Raw genomic sequence first — 14,343 nt, forward strand, 5'->3', positions numbered from 1 at the left:
AGCAGCAGCTACGGCTTGGAGCCGTCGTGCCGGGGTTCATGCTTGGGAGAAACCCGCACACCGTACTGCGGCCGGCCGTCGGGCAGGTCGGGATACCGGACGGCCGCCGGCTTGGCCGGTTCCTGCTGGCCCTGGGGAGCCGCTTCGGCGGGCTGTCCGCCCGGGGCGCCTGGCTGCTGGGAGGGTTCGGCCGGCTGCTCTGCGTCCGGCCCGTGGCCGGCTTCCGTGCTGCGCTGGCCGTAAGGGTCGTTCCAGCCCGCGGGACGCTGCGGCGCATGGCCCTGCTGGCCGGGCTGCTGGCCGGGCTGCTGGGGGGCCTGCTGGCCCGGCTGCTGGCCGGGCTGCTGCGGGGCCTGCTGGTACGGCTGCTGCTGGTAGTCGTGCTGCGTGTAACCGGCCGGCGCGGAGGCGTCATGCTGGGTCATCGGCAGCTGGTGGAGCAGCCGCCGTGCCTCGTTGGCGGCCTCGAAGGACACCACGACGTCGTAGTTGGTCGCCACAACCTGGCTGGTCGACGTGAAGTCACGCTTTCCACGCTGCATCGCGTAGGTGACGATGCCAAAGAGCATGAAGAACGCTGCACCCATCAGCACTGACGTGATGATCGAGAAGTAACCGCCGGTCGGCGAGAAGAAGGACAGCATGACGCCGACGAAGAGGCCGAACCACATGCCGCTCAGGGCGCCGGACAGGGCCACGCGGGGGTAGCTGAGCCTGCCCGTGACCCGCTCCACCATCTTCAGGTCATTGCCCACGATCGAGACCATCTGCACCGGGAACTGCTGGTCGGCCAGGTAGTCCACCGCCTTCTGGGCATCCAGGTAGGAAGTGTAGGAACCGACAGTGTCGCCCTTGGGGACAGTGCGGGCCTCGTCCGGGCCGGTGGGGGCGCCAGCCCTGGGGGCACCAAAAATGTTTGACATATTCCCATTCTTACCTATCCGGCTGGGGTGCGCCTGTAAATTCAGCTAAAAGAGAGCAGACTCGGTAGCCTGTACAGGTGAGCACAAATCTTTCGCGGGTGTTTGTTGCGCGCCTCCTCGGACTGGATGTCTTCGACCCACTGGGCGACCGTCTGGGACGGCTGCGCGACGTCGTTGTGCTCTCCCGCGGCAACCGCGGCACCCCGCACGTGGTGGGCATCGTCGTCGAGGTCCCCGGGAAGAAGCGCGTCTTCGTACCGATGACCCGGATCACCTCGATCGACCCCACCCAGATCATCTGCACGGGGCTCGTGAACCTCCGCCGCTTCGAACAGCGCGGCGCGGAGACCCTGGTGGTGGCCGAGATGTTCGACCGCCGGGTGACCCTCGCCGACGGCAGCGGGGACGCGACCATCGAGGACATCGCGATGGACAAGCACCGCTCCGGCGACTGGTTCGTCAGCAAACTCTTTGTCCGCCGCGGCCACTCCCTCTCGCCGCTGAGCAGGCTGCGCCGCAACGAGACCATGATCATCGACTGGGCCGACGCGCAGCAGGGTGCCCGGACCGAGCCCCAGGCCGCCACCCAGTTCGTCGCCACGCATGAGGACCTGAAACCTGCCGACTTCGCCGAAGCCCTCCAGGAGATGAGCGACAAGCGCCGCTTCGAGGTCGCCAGCGAACTCCAGGACGAGCGGCTCGCCGATGTCCTCCAGGAAATGCGCGAAGGCGATCAGGTGGAGATCCTCTCCGCCCTGGACGTCAACCGCGCCGCCGATGTGCTGGAGGAAATGGATCCGGACGACGCCGCCGACCTCCTCGCCGAGCTCCCCAGCGCCCAGGCCGAGGAGCTGCTCCAGCTGATGGAGCCCGAGGGCGCCGAAGACGTCCGCCGCCTGCTCGAATACGACGAGGACACCGCCGGCGGCCTGATGACCCCGGTCCCGGTCATCCTGCCCCCGGAAGCGACCGTCGCCGAGGCCCTCGCCCATGTCCGCCGCGAGGAACTCTCCCCTGCGTTGGCGTCCTCGATTTTCATTGCCCGGCCCCCGCTGGAGACGCCCACCGGCCGTTTCCTCGGCGTCGTCCACATCCAGCAGCTGCTGCGCTTCCCGCCGCCCGAACCGCTGGGCAACCTCGTGGACAAGACCCTGGAGCCGGTCTCCGACCTGGCGCACATCAGTGAGGTGGCCCGGACCCTGGCCACCTACAACCTTAACTCGCTCCCCGTGGTCAACAGCGACGGACGGCTTGTGGGGGCGGTGACTGTTGACGACGTGCTGGATCACCTGTTGCCGGATGACTGGCGCGCCCACGAGGACGACGTCCCGATAAGGAAGCTCGGAGGCCGCATTGGCTGATAACGGCACCCCCAGAACCTCCACCGTCCGCCCGGGCAGCAAATCCACCGGCAAAGGCAGCCTCGACACACCCCTGAGCGGCCGTGCGCGGATCCTGCCCAAGTTCTCCCCCAACCCGGACGCCTTCGGCCACGCCACCGAGGGCTTCGCCCGGTTCATGGGCACGCCCCAGTTCCTGGTCTACATGACCGTGTTCTGCCTCTTCTGGCTGGTCTGGAACACCTTTGCCCCGGGGGAGTGGCAGTTCGACTCCCGGGATCTCGGCTACACCCTGCTGACCCTGATGCTCTCGCTGCAGGCCTCCTACGCCGCGCCGCTGCTGCTGCTTGCCCAGAACCGCCAGGACGACCGGGACCGCGTCTCGCTCCAGCAGGACCGGCAGCGCGCCGAACGCAATCTCTCGGACACGGAGTACCTGACCCGGGAACTGGCCTCGCTGCGCATTGCCCTGCGTGAAGTAGCGACCCGCGACTATGTCCGGGCCGAGCTGCGCAGCCTGCTGGAGGACATGCTGGAGGCGCAGGAGGAACTGCGCGCCCATGACCCGTCGGCCGGCGCCCACGAGACCCCGCGGGAGAAGGTCAAGGAGAAACTGAAGGATCGTCGCGACAAGCAGCGCAGCCCGCGGACCCAGCAGATCCCACGGGTCAAGGCCGAAGGCAAGCGGGACGGCAAGCGGGACGGCCCGCCGGAAAGCCCCGCCGACACCAAGCCGGAGAACACCGCTTCACCTGCACACCGCATCTTCCCCGAGAGCTGAGCATTCACCCCATGAGCACCACGCCGGACAGCGCCCCCCTGGACTCACCTCTGGACTCGCCTCTGGGCAGGGACGTGCACGCGGCCCTCGCCACTGTGATCGACCCGGAACTGCGCCGCCCCATCACCGAACTGGGCATGGTCGACGGAGTCGAGATCTCCGCCGCCGGCGGGGTACGGATCACCGTGCTGCTGACGATTGCGGGCTGCCCGCTGCGCGGCACCATCACGGCCGACTGCGAGGCGGCGCTGAGCGCCGTGCCCGGCGTCACCGCCGTCGACGTCGACCTGAAGGTGATGACCCAGGCGCAGCGCGACGCGCTCAAGGAGCAGCTGCGCGGCCCCGGCGGACAGCGCGGGATCCCCTTCAACCAGCCCGGCTCGCTGACCAAGGTCTACGCGGTCGCGAGCGGCAAGGGCGGGGTGGGGAAGTCCTCCGTGACGGTCAACCTGGCCTGCGCCCTGGCCGCCCAGGGGCTGCGGGTGGGCATCGTGGACGCGGATGTGTACGGTTTCTCCGTCCCGGCCCTGATGGGCATCACCCAGTCCCCCACCCGGGTGGATGACATGATCCTGCCGCCGGTTTCCTACGGGGTCAAAGTCATTTCCATCGGCATGTTCGTCACCGGGAACCAGCCGGTCGCATGGCGTGGACCGATGCTGCACCGCGCGCTTGAGCAGTTCCTGACGGACGTCTACTTCGGTGACCTCGACGTGTTGTTCCTGGACCTGCCGCCGGGCACCGGCGACATTGCGATTTCGGTGGCCCAGCTGCTGCCGAAGGCGCAGATCCTCGTCGTGACCACCCCGCAGGCCGCAGCCGCGGACGTGGCCGAACGGGCCGGCGCCATCGCCACCCAGACCGGCCAGTCCGTGGCCGGCGTGGTGGAGAACATGTCCTATCTGGAGCTGCCCGACGGCGGCCGGATGGAGCTGTTCGGCAGCGGCGGCGGCGCCGTCCTCGCCGAACGGCTGTCCGCCACGGTGGGCACGGACGTTCCGCTGCTGGGGCAGATTCCGCTGGACATCCTGCTGCGTGAGGGCGGGGACGCCGGGGTTCCGCTGGTGCTGGGAGGTCCGGAGACGCCCGCAGCCGTGGCCCTGTTGGAGATCGCGGGCAAGCTCGCCGCCGTCCCGCGCGGGCTGCCGGGGATGTCCCTGGGGCTGCAGCCGCGCTAGCTAGGTTGCTTCTGAGTCGAAGGGCGCAGGCTCGCCTTCGGACAGGCGCTCGATGACGCGGGCCGGCCGCTGCTCCGCGGCGGACACCGCGGCGGCCGCGACAGCCGAAACCGCGGCCGGCGCCCCGGCGCTCACGGGTTTGCTGTCGTCCTCCAGCAGGGCTTCCTTGATGATCCTGCGCGGATCGTACTGCCGCGGGTCGTACTTCTTCCAGTCGACGTCATCGATGTCGATGCCGACTTCTTCCTTGATCTGTTCCCGCGCGCCGGAGGCCATCCGGCGGACTTCCTTGACGATATTGGCAAGTTTCTGGGTGTATTCGGGCAGCCGGCTGGGACCGATCACGAGAAGTCCGATGATCAGCAGAAGTAAAAACTCCGGTCCGTTGATTCCAAGCACTTTAGGAAGATTACCCTCTCAATCGGAGCTGCGACGATTCCGCGGTGCCGAACGACGGCGGCTGCCGGCCGCGCCGCCGCTCACGTGGCCAGGAGCTCCAGAATCCTGCCCAGTCCGCGCTCGATCCGGGCCGTGATCCCGTCCGGGGTGGTTTCCTCCGCCGCCGGCGTTTCCGGCTGCGGCACGGCGGGCATCCGCACCAGGGCGGCCACTCCTTCGCCGGCCTGCTCGGCGGGCTGGTCTGACACATAGGTGAAGGTACCGGCAGAGCCCTGGTAGATGGCGCTGAAGGGTGCCGCCGGGTTGATCCAGAGCGTGCCGTTTCCGGCCGGAGAGGGCCGTTCGGGCGGCGTGCCTGCCGGCAGGCCCGTGCCCTGCCCGCCGGCCGCCGTGAAGCCGTCCGCCGTCGGGGTGTGGCCGGTGAGCACGTTGACCGGAGGGGAGGTAGCGGGCTGTTGCAGTCCGGACGCGCCTCGCTGCGATGGCAGTGCGACGTGCTGCTCCAGCACCGTGGCGAAATGGCGGCCGTCGGTGAGACGCAGTTCCACAACGTCCTCACCGGCCACCACGCCGCCCCGGGCCCAGACCAGGTGGAAGCCCAGCTCACGGAGTTCCGGACAGGCCCAGCCCTGGGTCCGCAGGGCAGTGAGCTGCTCCGCGGTGAGCGCGCCGGAAGGCGTCATGTCCGGTTCGCCGGTCATGCTCCAGCCTGGGGCCGTCCCGGCGCCAGGCGTCCCGGCGGCCGCCGCGGAGAGGCGCATGTCCTCCTGCAGGATGGCGGACGCGGTTTCCGCGGCCGCCACGGGGACCGGATGTCCGCCCAGCAGGTAGGCGGATCCTGCCATCAGGGCAACGGCAGCCGCTGCACCGCCGGCGGTCAGGGCCGCAAGCCGGATTGCCGGGCGCGATCCGCCATGCAGCGCTCCGCCGTGCGCCGCGCCGCCGTACAGGGCGCCGCCATGCAGCGCTCCGCCGTGCACCGGCCCGTGCACCGCTGACCGCACCTCAGTGTCCCGCAGCGTGGCCGGCGGGAGGTCGCGAGCCAGTTCCTCGGTGCGGGCGAGCAGGCGCGCGGTCAGCTCGTCGCTGGCAGCGGGGACGGCGGCGCCGCGCAGCCGCTCCAGGTACTGCCGTTCCCTGCGCTCCCGCAGCCGGCATTCCTCGCATGTCTCGCTATGTTTCCGGCGCCAGTTCCGGGCCCCGGCCGCCCGCGGCGCGCCGGAGCTGTTGCCCCGGCGGCCGGACCGGCCGGAGTAGCTGCACGGCAGGCCGCGCAGCAGTCGATTCAGCAGTCTCATCAACCTGTTCAGAGGAGACCGGCGATGCGCGGCATCTTGAGCCTCGGCTTGCGGGACTGCTGGGGGCGGGGGTCACGGTGCGCGAGTTTTTCCCGGAGCATGGTCCGGCCGCGGTGGATCCGGGACCGTACGGTTCCGAGCTTGACGCCGAGGGCGACGGCCACCTCGTCGTAGGACAGCCCTTCCAGGTCGCATAACACGACCGCCGCCCGGAAAGCCGGAGGCAGTTCCTCAAGGGCTGCTTGCACGTCGAGGTCAAGGTTGTTGAATTCGAAGCTTTGTTCCGGGCCTGGCTCGCGGCCGGGAAGCCGGGACTCAGCGTCCTCGGCCAGCGCGTCGAAGCGGATGCGGCTCTTGCGCCGCGCCTGGTCAAGGAAGAGGTTGGTGGTGATCCGGTGCAACCAGCCGTCCAGGGTGCCGGGCTTGAAATTTTCGAGCGAGCGGAAGACCCGGACGAACACTTCCTGGGTGAGGTCCTCGGCGTCGTACTTGTTACCGGTGAGCCGGTACGCGAGCCGGTAGACCTTGGCGGAGTGGTTGGTCACCACTTCTTCCCACGTCGGCCGGACCCACTCGGTTTCCGTGGCGGGCTGGGACTCTTCAGTTTCAGGGACAGCTGCCAGAACCGACATCGTCCGCTCCCCTCGTGATGGCACTTACGCCGTGGGTGGTGCTTGCCGGTGCAAGCTCCTGCACCCTTGATTCGGCGCCGATCACCACGCGGATGAGCGGATACCCATCATTTCAAATCAAGCTGGGAATTTCCTGACGCGGGCCGTCCTTCCGCCCAAGGCGGAAACGGCGGCTTTGGCCGCCGTCGCGGCCACGGCAGAGGTGCCTCCCGGCCCCGCCCGGCCCGACACAGTAGGCTGTAATGAACACCCCCCCTGCCGCCCAGAAAGCGATACCCATGAGCGCCGATAAGTCCACGAGCTGGTCCTACGCAGAAGATCTGCCTGCCGAGGATGAGGTCTTGATTCACGCGCGCGAACGGTCCTTCGAGCTGGGCGTCACCCCGATCGGCCCCGGCGTCGGCGCAGTCCTGACGGTGCTGGCCGCTGCCTCGAAGGCGCAGACTGCGGTGGAGATCGGAACCGGAGCGGGCGTCTCGGGCGTGTGCATCCTGCGCGGCCTGGGGCCGCACGCCGTGCTGACCACCATCGACGTCGACGTCGAACACCTCAAGGCAGCGCGGGAAGCATTCCAGGAGGCCGGCAGCCCGGCCAACCGGACCCGTACTATTTCCGGCCGGGCCGGCGATGTCCTCCCCCGGCTGACCGACAGCGCCTACGACCTGGTGTTCATTGACGCCGACAAGCCGAACTACCCGGGCTACGTCGAGCAGGCCATCCGGTTGCTCAAACGCGGCGGCCTGCTGGTCGTCAACGACGCTCTGGACAAGGACCGCGTCGCCAACCCCGCCGCCCGCGAGGCCACCACAGCGGTGCTCCGGCAGGTGGGCAAGTCCATCCGCGACGACGACCGCCTCGCGTCGGCCATGCTTCCCACCGGCGACGGCCTTTTGATCGCCGTCAAGAAATAGCCCGGGCGAGGCTGGCCCCGGCGCCGGGCCCCTGGAGTGGCGGGCCGGCCAAAAAGCGGTACAGAAAAAGGGCGGGACCTGCAGTCAACCGACTGCCGGCCCGCCCTCTCGAATTCTGGTGTGAAGCCGTCCGCGAAGCTACTCGGTAGCGCCGACGAGGCATTCCTTCAGGTTTGTTGCTTCGACCGAATTCAGCTCGACGACGAGCCGTCCCCCGCCTTCGAGCGGAACCCGCATGATCAGGCTTCGTCCCTCTTTGGTAACTTCCATCGGGCCGTCGCCGGTGCGTGGTTTCATAGCCGCCATAAGGAAAATCCCCTCCATTAGTCCAGTGACTTACCAGCCCGGCCGGGCTGCGTCCGCTTAGTCAATCAAGCTGCCCGGCGGCCGTGATGGGAGCCATCATGGCCATAAACTCAGTTTGCTTCTTGTCCTTGCTTATCATCTATTATCGCGTAACTACACGCCTGTAGCTAATCGTTGGACTTTCCTGTGCGCCGTGCGGAACCGGGCCGGCGCCGCGGAAAGGTGCGTTGTGTCACGGCGGATAGTCTCCTCCGCCGGGCAACGGCGCCCAGGCCCACAGCCAGACAACCCAGACGATTTGAAGCAGCAGGAACATCAGGACCACGGCGCCGCGGTAGGCCCGGGACCGTGAGATCAGCGCAACGCTGAGGGCCAGCGGGAAGAGCGGGAGCAACATCCGGAAGGTGCTGGTCTGGGGGTGCAGGAAGACCAGCAGATAGCCCATGTAGCAGCTGCACCACAACCGCAACTCGGTACCCAGCGCGGCTACGGGCCGGGACATCATGAACAGGGTGAAGAGCCCGCCAACGACGAAGGGCGCCAGGATCCCCAGCGCGGGGCCGAAGAGCAGGATGCCCGTGTCGAACCAGGGCTTGAAGGGCACGAGGTCATGGCCCCGCCAGACAGTTTCGGTCTTGGTGTAGGCCTGGATGTCTCCGGTGGCAACCCAGGCGATGACGGGCCACAGCAGGGCCCCGATCCCGCTGACTGCCGTCAGGCCGGCCAAGGACCACAGCTGGGAATGGCCGTGAGGGGTGGTGCCGTGCGGGGTGGTGCCGTGCGGGGTGGTGCCGTGCCCGGCCGCCGCCGCCGCCGCATATTCCGCCTGCCGTCCTGCCGCGCGCCGCTGCCAGAGGCGGTAGACGAAAAGAAGCCCCGCCATTGCCGCGAACGGCACCCCGGTGGGGCGCGAGAGACACATCAGCACGACGACGGGCATCGCCCACAGATAGCGGCGCCGCACCACCAGCAGCAGCGCCGTGGCGAGCAGAAGGAGGTTCAGCGACTCGGCATACGGCACCTGCAGCACGGGCGACACGGGAAACGTGGAGAAGAGCACAGTCCCCCACAGCGCCGTGGTGTGCGTGGCCTTCTGCCTGAAGAGGCTGTAGACCACAAGCGCCGCGCCGAGGCCGCACAGCACCGCGATGAGCGTCAGGGCAAAGGCGGGGTGCATCCCGGTCACGCCGGCAAGGATCCTGCCCAGCATCGGAAACAATGCGTAGAAGGCCCAGGCGTTTTCCTGGACGTTGCCGGCCGCATCCGTCGGCAGGACCTCCGGGTAGCCGTTCTGCAGGACCTCGCCGTACCAGCGGGCGTCCCAGATGTTGATGAAGGACCAGTAGTCGGGCCTGGGTGGAAACCAGGGATTGACGCCCTGATGCAGGGCAGCGGCCGTGAATATCCACGCACTGACCAGCCGGGCAGCCAGGTACAGCCCGCCCACCTGGACCCACCACGGCCACCCGGATACGCGGGCGCCGGCGGAAGTCATCCGAGCCCGCACGGCAGCGTTCAGGCCCGGCGGTGCAGCGGAATAAGCCGGTGCTACCGCCGTGTCCGCCCTGCCCGGTGACTCCGGGTTCAGCGGCCCGTCCGCCGGCTTGTTCACCGGCCCGGCCCCGAAGCCTGGCGCAGGCGTCCCAGTTCCTCCCCGAGCTCCGCAATCTTCCTGTCCTTGGCGGCAAGCTGATCCCGCAGTTCGTCCAGCACCTGGTCCACCTGGTCCATCCGGTAGCCGCGCAGTCCGACGGCGAAGCGGAGGTGGTCGACGTCGGACGGGACGGCATCCTCCGGCAGGAGCACGGGAGGCAGGGATGCCACCGGCTCGTCGAAGCCGTCGTCGTAGGGCTGCGCTTCTCCCTGGCCCCGGCCGCGGCGGGAGAGCCTCGACGCGGCACCGGTGCCCAGCAGGACGGCGACGCCGGTCAGCACGATCGCCAGGAAAATCAGGAAGAAGCTCACCACCCCATCGTGCCAGAAGCCGGCTGGGTAGGCCGCAGGCCGGCTTACCCAGCCGGCTTGCTTACGCCCGCGTGCCGCCTTTGTCGCTGCTGTTGGTGACCGGCGCGCCGCCGTTCGGGTTCCGGTGCCGGGCCGCCCCCTCCACTACGAGTTCCACGGCGTGCGCCGGATCGTCCACCACCTGAATCAGGTCAAGATCCTCCTCCGACACCATGCCCTCGGACACCAGCGTGTTCTCGATCCATCCGACCAGCGGGCTCCAGAATGCGGTTCCGACGAGCACGATCGGGAAGGATGTCACCTTCCGGGTCTGGACCAGGACCATCGCCTCGAAGAGCTCGTCAAGGGTTCCGAGCCCGCCCGGCAGCACGATGAAGCCTTGGGCGTATTTCACGAACATGGTTTTGCGGGCGAAGAAATAGCGGAAGTTGATGCCCAGGTCCACCCACTGGTTCATGCCCTGTTCGAAGGGCAGCTCGATGCCGAGCCCCACGGACACCCCGTTTCCCTGGACGGCGCCCTTGTTCGCGGCTTCCATGGACCCCGGGCCGCCGCCGGTGATCACGGCCAGGCCCGCTTCCGCGAGCTTCCGGCCCACCTCGACGCCGAGTTCGTAGTTGGGGCTGCCCGGCACGGTCCGGGCCGAGCCGAAGACACTGACCGCCGGCCCCAGGTCGGCGAGTGCGCCGAAACCTTCCACGAACTCGCTCTGGATCCTCAGGACGCGCCACGGGTCGGTGTGCACGAACTGCCCGGGACCTTTGGTGTCCAGCAGGGTCTGGTCGGACATCGTGACCTTGGCCTGCTTTCGCCGCAGCTCCAGCGGGCCTTTGTGGCGTATCCCGTTGACAGGCGGCGCGTCGCGCCTTTCGGATGCCGGCTTTCCACTGGGGTCCTGGCCTGGGTTGTGCTTCGGATCGGTACTCATGCCCACAGGGTAGCGCGGAATTCCGTGGGTTCCCCCGCGGCGCGTGGCGGGTCGCCGGACGCCGCTGCCGCGCGCTGGAGCCCGCCGCAGGGACTCTGACCTGCAGGTATCTCTTGAATCACGATCTGCAGGAACTGGGAGTGATTGCGGTCATGAGCCGCTAATGTTCGCTAGATTCTTCTTATGACTACTCAAGTGCCCGGCGATGCTCTCGTCTCCCTGAACGCCGTGAACAAGCATTACGGCCAGTTGCACGTATTGAAGGACATCAACCTGAACGTCCGCAAGGGCGAGGTAGTCGTGGTCATCGGGCCGTCGGGCTCGGGTAAATCGACGCTCTGCCGCGCCATCAACCGTCTCGAGACCATCGACGACGGCGTCATCAAGATCGACGGCAGAGAGCTGCCCGAAGAAGGCAAGGAACTTGCGAAGCTCCGGGCCGACGTCGGGATGGTGTTCCAGTCGTTCAACCTCTTCGCCCACAAAACGATCCTTGAGAACGTCACGCTCGGACCCATCAAGGTCAAGGGCGCCTCCAAGACCGAGGCGGACAAGGACGCCATGGCTCTCCTGGAGCGCGTCGGCGTCGGACATCAGGCCCCCAAGTTGCCGGCCCAGCTCTCCGGCGGCCAGCAGCAGCGCGTGGCCATTGCCCGCGCCCTGGCCATGAAGCCGAAGGTCATGCTCTTCGATGAGCCCACTTCCGCCCTGGACCCGGAAATGATCAACGAAGTCCTCGACGTCATGATCCAGCTGGCCAAGGAAGGCATGACCATGATCGTGGTCACCCATGAGATGGGCTTTGCCCGGAAGGCCGCCGACCGCGTCGTGTTCATGGCCGACGGCAAGATCGTGGAGGACGCAAAGCCTGAGGAGTTCTTCACCAATCCCAAGAGCAGCCGGGCGAAGGACTTCCTGTCCAAGTTGTTGACCCAGTGAGTCCCTTCGAGTTCGCACCCTGGCCGCCGCGAGGTGGCCATCCAATGAAAGGAATGTCATGAAGGCATTTTTGACCCGAAGGAAATCCCTTCTGGTTGCCGCATCCGCAGCTCTGGCCCTCAGCCTGAGCGCCTGCGGCGGCAGCGGTACCGGCACCACCAGCAACCCCCCCGTTGCCGAGAAGCCGTCGTTCGCTGCTGGCAGCACCATGGCTAAACTCTCCTCCGCCGGAACCATCAAGATCGGCACCAAGTACGACCAGCCGCTGTTCGGCCAAGTGGGCCTGGATGGCAAGCCTGTTGGCTTTGACGTCGAGATGGGCAAGCTCATCGCCGCCAAGCTCGGAATTGCCGCCGACAAGATCGAATGGTCTGAAACTGTTTCGGCCAACCGCGAACCGTTCATTGAGCAGGGCAAGGTGGACCTTGTCATCGCCACGTACACCATCAACGACAAGCGCAAGCAGGTTGTCAGCTTTGCCGGCCCGTACTACGAGGCTGGCCAGGCTCTGATGGTCAACAAGGACAACACTTCCATCACCAAGCCGGAAGACGTCAAGGGCAAGAAGGTCTGCTCAGTGACCGGCTCCACACCGGCAGCCACCATCGTGGAGAAGTACGGAGCAGAACTCGTTCCGGCGGCGACCTACTCCGCCTGCCTTGAGCCGCTCCGCAACAAGCAGGTTGAGGCGGTCACCACGGACAACGTGATCCTCGCCGGATTTGTGGACAAGGAGCCGGATGCCTTCAAGCTGGCATCCGACCAGACCTTCACCAAGGAGCCGTACGGCATCGGCCTGAAGAAGGACGACACCGCGTTCCGTAACTGGATCAATGACCAGCTGGAAGCGTTCAGCAAGGACGGGTCCTACAAGAAGGCCTGGGAAGCCACCGCCGGTGTCGTCATCAAGACAGCCCCGGATCTCCCTGCCATCAACCGTTACTGAGTAACGCCAGGCGGTTGCCGGACCCCGCTCACCGCGGCTCCGGCAACCGCCGCCCCCTCTTCGCTCCAGTCCACGACACCCAGCCGAAGGATCCTATGGACGCCGTCATCGAAAGCCTGCCACTCTACTGGAACGGCTTTCTCCGAACCCTTTTCCTGTCTGCCGTGTCCGGAGTGATCGCCCTCCTGCTGGGGACGCTGCTCGCCGCCGCCAGGGTCTCCCCCGTTGCAGCTCTCCGCGGCTTCAGCACGGCCTACGTGGAAATTCTGAGGAACACCCCCCTCACCATTGCCTTCTTTTTTGCCGCAATCGTGCTGCCGCGCATCGGAGTGAAGTTCGAGCAGTTCGAGGTGGCAGCCATCATCGCGTTGAGCGCCTACACCGCGGCCTTCATCGCTGAAGCTGTCCGCTCCGGTGTCAACAGCGTCCCTGTGGGCCAGGCCGAAGCCGCCCGAAGCATAGGGATGACGTTCAGCCAGGTACTGTCCCTGATCATTCTCCCGCAGGCACTCCGAACAGTCATTCCACCCCTTATCAACATCCTGATAGCACTCGTAAAGAACTCCTCAGTGGCCGGCGCGTTCTTCGTCCTTGAGCTTTTCGGCTACGGCAGGCAGCTCGCCAATGCCAACGGTGACCAGGTCATGGCAGTCCTGCTGGGTGTTGCCTTCTTCTACTTGCTCATCACCGTTCCCCTCGGCATCCTGGCCAGCACGGTCGAACGAAAGGTGGCGATCGCACGATGAGCTCAGTTCTCTATGACGTTCCAGGCCCCAAGGCCCGCCGGGTTTCCCTGATCGGATCCGTGGTCGGCTCCCTGCTGATCGCAGGCTTGCTGGCGTGGATCGTCAGCACACTGGCGCAGCAAGGCATCTTCGAAGGACGCCGCTGGGCCATCTTCACCCGCGCGGATGTCTGGTCCCTCATCGGCAACGGAGTCGGCGCCACCCTCAGTGCGGCCGCCGTCGCGGCAGTCATCGCCTTTCCGCTGGGCCTGCTGCTTTGCCTCCTGCGGATCTCTGATGTAGCCGCCATCCGGATTCCCATACGCATCGTGCTGGAATTCCTCCGCGGCATGCCTGTAGTCCTGATGATGCTCTTTGTTCTGCTGGTTTTCGGTACCAACCAGTTCATCGCCGTCGTGGCAGGCCTCGTCCTGTACAACGCTGCGGTGTTCGCGGAAATCATCCGCGCCGGCATCCAGTCGCTGCCCAAGGGCCAGCGCGAAGCCGGCCTGACCGTGGGACTGACGAGCTTCCAGTCCCGCATGATCATCGAACTTCCCCAGGCCATCCGCCGGATGATGCCATCCTTGGTGGCCCAGCTCGTGGTGCTCCTGAAGGACACCTCGCTTGGCTACATCGTCGCCTACGGTGAGCTGCTCCGGGCAGTGCAGGTCATGGCCGACTTCCTGGGAACCCAGTACCTGTTCCCGATCTTCTTCGTGGCGGCCGCAATCTACATCGCGATCAACCTCTGCGTTTCCCGCATTGCCATCTGGATCGAGCGCCGCGGGTCCAAGAAAGCCGCTGGCGGCGTGGCAAAGGCTGAAGCTGCAGCCGTGGAGGCCTCCGCGAAGTAGCCCTGGATATACAAAGGCCCGGATCCGCCAGGGCGGGTTCTAGCGGTCGTTGCAACACCCAGAATTTTTGGGAGTTGCAACGACCGTGTCGTCTTTAACGAAGGAAGCTGCCAGCCGGAGGAAATACACGCCGGAGCAGAAGGCTCAGTTCTTTTCGGTGTTGGACCGGTGTGGGAGTGTGAGCGCGGCCGCGGCGGAGCTCGGCTTCAATCAGA

Annotated in this window: 16 protein-coding genes; 8 read left to right on the plus strand and 8 right to left on the minus strand. The window is 66.6% G+C overall.

Annotated features, from left to right (window positions below; translation table 11 throughout):
* Positions 1–8: 8 nt before the first annotated feature.
* A complete protein-coding gene (locus tag ACQCSU_RS05980; protein ID WP_426978816.1) occupies positions 9–923 on the minus strand; it encodes a general stress protein in 915 nt (304 codons plus the stop codon).
* 77 nt (positions 924–1,000) lie between these two features.
* Here ACQCSU_RS05980 and ACQCSU_RS05985 point away from each other — a divergent pair, with 77 nt between their 5' ends.
* Genes ACQCSU_RS05985 through ACQCSU_RS05995 form a run of 3 tightly spaced genes read left to right on the plus strand, consistent with a single transcriptional unit; the run spans position 1,001 to position 4,222 of the window.
* The gene (locus ACQCSU_RS05985) at positions 1,001–2,284 is read left to right on the plus strand and encodes a magnesium transporter MgtE N-terminal domain-containing protein (protein WP_426978817.1); all 1,284 of its coding nucleotides are present in this window, start codon (positions 1,001–1,003) and stop codon (positions 2,282–2,284) included.
* Complete coding sequence (locus ACQCSU_RS05990; RefSeq protein WP_426978819.1) at positions 2,277–3,044, plus strand: DUF1003 domain-containing protein; 768 nt, start codon at positions 2,277–2,279, stop codon at positions 3,042–3,044. The genes ACQCSU_RS05985 and ACQCSU_RS05990 overlap by 8 nt, the downstream gene beginning before the upstream one ends.
* An 11-nt stretch (positions 3,045–3,055) precedes the next feature.
* Positions 3,056–4,222 (plus strand): Mrp/NBP35 family ATP-binding protein, encoded by a 1,167-nt coding sequence (locus ACQCSU_RS05995; RefSeq protein ID WP_426978821.1) that lies wholly within the window; start codon positions 3,056–3,058, stop codon positions 4,220–4,222.
* On the opposite strand, the gene ACQCSU_RS06000 is transcribed toward ACQCSU_RS05995, so the two are convergent.
* From ACQCSU_RS06000 to sigE, 3 genes are all read right to left on the minus strand, one after another.
* Complete coding sequence (locus ACQCSU_RS06000) at positions 4,223–4,621, minus strand: Sec-independent protein translocase TatB (protein ID WP_426978823.1); 399 nt, start codon at positions 4,619–4,621, stop codon at positions 4,223–4,225. It lies immediately after the preceding gene.
* Between the two features lie 80 nt (positions 4,622–4,701).
* On the minus strand, positions 4,702–5,919 hold the full coding sequence (locus tag ACQCSU_RS06005) for a hypothetical protein (RefSeq protein WP_426978824.1): 1,218 nt from the start codon (positions 5,917–5,919) through the stop codon (positions 4,702–4,704).
* 8 nt (positions 5,920–5,927) lie between these two features.
* Complete coding sequence (gene sigE, locus ACQCSU_RS06010; protein ID WP_426978825.1) at positions 5,928–6,551, minus strand: RNA polymerase sigma factor SigE; 624 nt, start codon at positions 6,549–6,551, stop codon at positions 5,928–5,930.
* A gap of 278 nt (positions 6,552–6,829) precedes the next feature.
* Here sigE and ACQCSU_RS06015 point away from each other — a divergent pair, with 278 nt between their 5' ends.
* Entirely contained in the window at positions 6,830–7,462 is a 633-nt protein-coding gene (locus tag ACQCSU_RS06015) for an O-methyltransferase (protein WP_354245479.1), read from the plus strand.
* Between the two features lie 138 nt (positions 7,463–7,600).
* On the opposite strand, the gene ACQCSU_RS06020 is transcribed toward ACQCSU_RS06015, so the two are convergent.
* From ACQCSU_RS06020 to ACQCSU_RS06035, 4 genes are all read right to left on the minus strand, one after another.
* Positions 7,601–7,768, minus strand: coding sequence for a DUF3117 domain-containing protein (locus ACQCSU_RS06020; protein WP_354245265.1), 168 nt, complete (start codon positions 7,766–7,768; stop codon positions 7,601–7,603).
* A 232-nt stretch (positions 7,769–8,000) separates the two neighbouring features.
* Positions 8,001–9,263 carry a hypothetical protein gene (locus ACQCSU_RS06025; RefSeq protein ID WP_426978827.1) on the minus strand — a complete coding sequence of 421 codons (1,263 nt, stop codon included), beginning with the start codon at positions 9,261–9,263 and terminating at the stop codon, positions 8,001–8,003.
* Positions 9,264–9,376: 113 nt separating this feature from the next.
* Positions 9,377–9,733, minus strand: a complete 357-nt coding sequence (locus ACQCSU_RS06030; RefSeq protein WP_426978829.1) for a DivIVA domain-containing protein — start codon at positions 9,731–9,733, stop codon at positions 9,377–9,379.
* 61 nt (positions 9,734–9,794) lie between these two features.
* The gene (locus ACQCSU_RS06035; protein WP_426979729.1) at positions 9,795–10,523 is read right to left on the minus strand and encodes a TIGR00730 family Rossman fold protein; all 729 of its coding nucleotides are present in this window, start codon (positions 10,521–10,523) and stop codon (positions 9,795–9,797) included.
* Positions 10,524–10,844: 321 nt separating this feature from the next.
* Between ACQCSU_RS06035 and ACQCSU_RS06040 the strand changes: the two genes are divergently transcribed.
* The 4 genes from ACQCSU_RS06040 to ACQCSU_RS06055 all read left to right on the plus strand — a co-directional run bounded on the left by ACQCSU_RS06040 (position 10,845) and on the right by ACQCSU_RS06055 (position 14,128).
* Positions 10,845–11,600: an amino acid ABC transporter ATP-binding protein gene (locus tag ACQCSU_RS06040; RefSeq protein WP_426978830.1), complete on the plus strand. Its 756-nt coding sequence runs from the start codon at positions 10,845–10,847 to the stop codon at positions 11,598–11,600.
* A gap of 58 nt (positions 11,601–11,658) precedes the next feature.
* Complete coding sequence (locus ACQCSU_RS06045; RefSeq protein ID WP_426978832.1) at positions 11,659–12,546, plus strand: glutamate ABC transporter substrate-binding protein; 888 nt, start codon at positions 11,659–11,661, stop codon at positions 12,544–12,546.
* A gap of 95 nt (positions 12,547–12,641) precedes the next feature.
* Positions 12,642–13,292, plus strand: a complete 651-nt coding sequence (locus ACQCSU_RS06050) for an amino acid ABC transporter permease (RefSeq protein ID WP_426978834.1) — start codon at positions 12,642–12,644, stop codon at positions 13,290–13,292.
* Positions 13,289–14,128, plus strand: coding sequence for an amino acid ABC transporter permease (locus ACQCSU_RS06055; protein ID WP_426978835.1), 840 nt, complete (start codon positions 13,289–13,291; stop codon positions 14,126–14,128). Before ACQCSU_RS06050 ends, ACQCSU_RS06055 begins: the two co-directional genes overlap by 4 nt.
* Positions 14,129–14,343: the final 215 nt, after the last annotated feature.

Origin of the sequence: Pseudarthrobacter sp. O4, assembly GCF_050157025.1 — a bacterium.
GTDB lineage: Bacteria > Actinomycetota > Actinomycetes > Actinomycetales > Micrococcaceae > Arthrobacter.

Excerpts from the sequence above, each read along its gene's own strand:
- ACQCSU_RS05980 (WP_426978816.1), bottom strand. The coding sequence starts at position 923 with ATGTCAAACATTTTTGGTGCCCCCAGGGCTGGCGCCCCCACCGGCCCG.
- ACQCSU_RS05995 (WP_426978821.1), top strand. The coding sequence starts at position 3,056 with ATGAGCACCACGCCGGACAGCGCCCCCCTGGACTCACCTCTGGACTCG.
- ACQCSU_RS06005 (WP_426978824.1), bottom strand. The coding sequence starts at position 5,919 with ATGAGACTGCTGAATCGACTGCTGCGCGGCCTGCCGTGCAGCTACTCC.
- sigE (WP_426978825.1), bottom strand. The coding sequence starts at position 6,551 with ATGTCGGTTCTGGCAGCTGTCCCTGAAACTGAAGAGTCCCAGCCCGCC.
- ACQCSU_RS06015 (WP_354245479.1), top strand. The coding sequence starts at position 6,830 with ATGAGCGCCGATAAGTCCACGAGCTGGTCCTACGCAGAAGATCTGCCT.
- ACQCSU_RS06020 (WP_354245265.1), bottom strand. The coding sequence starts at position 7,768 with ATGGCGGCTATGAAACCACGCACCGGCGACGGCCCGATGGAAGTTACC.
- ACQCSU_RS06025 (WP_426978827.1), bottom strand. The coding sequence starts at position 9,263 with ATGACTTCCGCCGGCGCCCGCGTATCCGGGTGGCCGTGGTGGGTCCAG.
- ACQCSU_RS06035 (WP_426979729.1), bottom strand. The coding sequence starts at position 10,523 with ATGTCCGACCAGACCCTGCTGGACACCAAAGGTCCCGGGCAGTTCGTG.
- ACQCSU_RS06040 (WP_426978830.1), top strand. The coding sequence starts at position 10,845 with ATGACTACTCAAGTGCCCGGCGATGCTCTCGTCTCCCTGAACGCCGTG.
- ACQCSU_RS06045 (WP_426978832.1), top strand. The coding sequence starts at position 11,659 with ATGAAGGCATTTTTGACCCGAAGGAAATCCCTTCTGGTTGCCGCATCC.
- ACQCSU_RS06050 (WP_426978834.1), top strand. The coding sequence starts at position 12,642 with ATGGACGCCGTCATCGAAAGCCTGCCACTCTACTGGAACGGCTTTCTC.
- ACQCSU_RS06055 (WP_426978835.1), top strand. The coding sequence starts at position 13,289 with ATGAGCTCAGTTCTCTATGACGTTCCAGGCCCCAAGGCCCGCCGGGTT.